Source organism: Mesorhizobium sp. M2A.F.Ca.ET.067.02.1.1 (assembly GCF_004023285.1).
Lineage (GTDB): Bacteria > Pseudomonadota > Alphaproteobacteria > Rhizobiales > Rhizobiaceae > Mesorhizobium.
In genome coordinates this window covers 1-3,251 of sequence record NZ_RZSB01000683.1, presented here as the reverse complement: position 1 = coordinate 3,251, position 3,251 = coordinate 1, and the positions used below count along the sequence as shown (strand labels likewise).

Here is a 3,251-nt window from a genome sequence, read left to right as displayed (position 1 = left end):
CAATTGCCGAAAAGCCAAAACATTGCTATCTACGCCGCCATGGAAAAGCTTTTCAGCGATCCGGCCTACAAGGGTTTCGTGCTGCAGGACAGGAAGCGCCTGCCGTCGCGTTTCTCCGCGCGCGTTTGCGGCGCGCTGACCAGCCGACTTAACTGACCCGAGCGATCGCAGTCGTCGCGCCGGATTGCCGGCGTGCTTTTCCCATTCTCATATCGACGGATTTACGCACATGAGCGCACCGCGCACCCTCTACGACAAGATCTTCGACGACCATGTCGTCGACCGCCAGGACGACGGCACCTGCCTGCTCTATATCGACCGCCACCTCGTGCATGAGGTCACCAGCCCGCAGGCCTTCGAAGGCCTGCGTATGTCGAACCGCAAGGTCCGGCATCCGGAAAAGACGCTGGCCGTGGTCGACCACAACGTGTCGACCTCGCCGGAGCGCAAGTTCGGCATCAAGAACGAGGAAAGCCGCATCCAGGTCGAGGCGCTGGCCAAGAACGCCAAGGATTTCGGCATCGAATATTATTCCGAGAACGATGTCCGCCAGGGCATCGTCCACATCATCGGGCCCGAGCAGGGCTTCACCCTGCCCGGCATGACCATCGTGTGCGGCGACAGCCACACGTCGACGCATGGCGCCTTCGGCGCGCTCGCGCATGGCATCGGCACGTCGGAGGTCGAGCATGTGCTCGCCACCCAGACGCTGATCCAGCGCAAGGCCAAGAATATGCTCGTGCGCGTCGACGGCCAGCTGCCTGAAGGCGTCACCGCCAAGGACATCATCCTGGCCATCATCGGCGAGATCGGCACGGCCGGCGGCACCGGCTATGTCATCGAATATGCGGGCGAAGCGATCCGCTCGCTGTCGATGGAAGGGCGCATGACGATCTGCAACATGTCGATCGAGGCGGGCGCGCGCGCCGGCCTGATCGCGCCGGACGAGACGACCTTCGCCTATGTCAAGGACAAGCCGCGCGCGCCCAAGGGCGCGGCGTGGGATGCGGCGCTTGCCTACTGGAAGACGCTCAAGTCGGATGAAGGCGCGCATTTCGACAAGGTGATCGTGCTCGACGCGGCGAAGCTGCCGCCGATCGTCTCGTGGGGTTCCTCGCCGGAGGACGTCGTCTCGGTGCAGGGCATCGTGCCGAACCCCGAAGACATCACGGACGAGACCAAGCGTTCCTCCAAGCATCGGGCACTGGAATATATGGGCCTGACGCCGGGGACCAAGATCACCGACATCGCGCTTGACCGCGTCTTCATCGGTTCCTGCACCAATGGCCGCATCGAGGACCTGCGCGCCGCCGCCAAGGTGGTCGAGGGCAAGAAGGTCAATCCGCGCGTCAACGCCATGATCGTGCCGGGCTCCGGCCTGGTGAAGGAACAGGCCGAGGCCGAAGGCCTGGACAAGATCTTCGTTGCCGCCGGTTTCGACTGGCGCGAACCGGGCTGCTCGATGTGCCTGGCCATGAATGACGACCGGCTGAAGCCGCATGAACGCTGCGCCTCGACCTCGAACCGCAATTTCGAGGGCCGCCAGGGCTTCAAGGGCCGCACCCATCTGGTGTCGCCGGCCATGGCGGCCGCCGCCGCGATCGCCGGCCATTTCGTCGACATCCGCGACTGGAAGTAAACCACCGGCTTCAGAAGCAAACAAAAGGCCCGGGCGCTTTGTCCGGGCCTTTTGCTTTCAACAATCCTACCTGCGGATGATCTCGTGAAACTCCTCGCGCCGGCCGGGCTCGTCGGCGGCGACGACCAATGCCAGCTGGCGGTCGTCGAAGATCTTGAACCATTCGTCCCATTCGACCAACTCGTAGCCGCCGGCATTGGGCGGGCGTTCCGGCCGGTCCTCGTCCTCATAAGCCTGCTGGTCAAAAACCAGGCGCAGCATGGCTTGCGTGCCAGGCTCCGGCGATACATCGACAATGGCCGGAAAGCCGGCCCGCGCAGCCGCCCAGGAGCGGATTTCATCGTGATCGGTCAAAGTGATCGTGTCGGCCATCGCAATCGTCTCCTGTCTGGCGTCTCCAGTCTTGCCGGACAACGCCGCTCCGGCAAGCCCGGTTCCCCATGGTTTCGCGGCGTATTTATCGAGAGCGCTTAACCGCTTGTTTGGGCTTAAGTCCTAACATCTCCCCTTGGGTAAGTTGGGGAAAGTCGCAGTCCTTTGGACACCGGTCTGCTCATAGCGCTGCTCAATCCGACGATAGCGCTGGCGCTCGGCGCTGCGTTCCTCGTGCTGTGGTGCTATCAGCGCCATCGGCCCTACCTAGCGGTCCTGGCGGCAAGCTATGCTCTCGCCGCTGGCGGGTTCCTGTTCCAGCACTTCACCTTCCCGGTCGGGCTGGCGCCGTCCAAGTTCCTCTCCAATCTGTGCTTCTGCCTTGCCGGGTCCTGTCTGGTCGGCGCCATCGTCGCGCGCCACGGCCGGCCCGTGCCTTATGCCGGGATCGGCGTGCTGGCGGGAAGCGGCATGGCCGCATTCAGCTGGTTCCTATTCGTTCAGCCGGACCTGACATGGCGCATCCTCGTCGTCAATTTCGCGCTTGGCGGCATCAGCCTTCTGGCCGCCGCCGAACTGCGCGTGGTGCGCGGCAATGGTCCGACGGAAAAAATGCTGTTCGTGCTGGCGTTGCTTTCCGGGCTGAACTTCTTCGTGCGGACGCTGGCCATCATCATCGCGAATGGACCGTTCAAGAGCTATGACGAGCTCTATGCCTCGTCCTACTGGACGACGGCGCTGCTGCTGCACGCGCTGCTGTCGCTGCTGATCGCGCTTTGCCTGTTCACCGCGGCGGCGCTCGACGTGGTGCGGGCGCTGAAGGCCGAGACCCACACCGATCCGCTCTCCGGCATCCTCAACCGCCGCGGCTTCGAGGAGCGGTCGACCGTGCTGCTCGATCAGTGCGCCAAGGCAGGCTTTCCCGTCGCCCTGGTGCTGGCCGACCTCGATCACTTCAAGGCCCTGAACGATCAATACGGGCATGAGGCCGGCGACCGGGTGATCGCCGACTTCGCCGCGAAGTTGCGTTCCGCCACCGGCGCGCGCGGAGCCGCCGGCCGCATCGGCGGCGAAGAATTCGCCGTGCTTCTGCCGCTCAGCGACCTGGGCGCGGCAAGGCTGTTCGCCGAGGCGATCCGTAGCTTCTATTCGGCCGGCACGATCGACGGCCTGCCGCCCGGCGCCAGGGTGACCGCGAGCTTCGGCGTCGCCGCCCGCTCCGGCAGGGAAGGGCTGAAGC

At 64.4% G+C, this 3,251-nt stretch carries 3 protein-coding genes; 2 read left to right on the top strand and 1 reads right to left on the bottom strand.

Translation table 11 applies throughout. The features are described 5' to 3' along the window. The first annotated feature begins 229 nt into the window (after positions 1-229). Positions 230-1,639 carry a 3-isopropylmalate dehydratase large subunit gene (gene leuC / locus EOA28_RS29930; RefSeq protein WP_127250203.1) on the top strand — a complete coding sequence of 470 codons (1,410 nt, stop codon included), beginning with the start codon at positions 230-232 and terminating at the stop codon, positions 1,637-1,639. A gap of 66 nt (positions 1,640-1,705) precedes the next feature. Here the strand turns inward: leuC and EOA28_RS29925 are convergent, their stop codons facing one another. Beyond that, a complete protein-coding gene (locus tag EOA28_RS29925) occupies positions 1,706-2,011 on the bottom strand; it encodes a hypothetical protein (protein ID WP_042645496.1) in 306 nt (101 codons plus the stop codon). A gap of 165 nt (positions 2,012-2,176) precedes the next feature. Here EOA28_RS29925 and EOA28_RS29920 point away from each other — a divergent pair. Further along, positions 2,177-3,251, top strand: a 1,075-nt coding sequence (locus tag EOA28_RS29920) for a GGDEF domain-containing protein (protein ID WP_148670938.1), incomplete at its 3' end; no start/stop codon positions are given.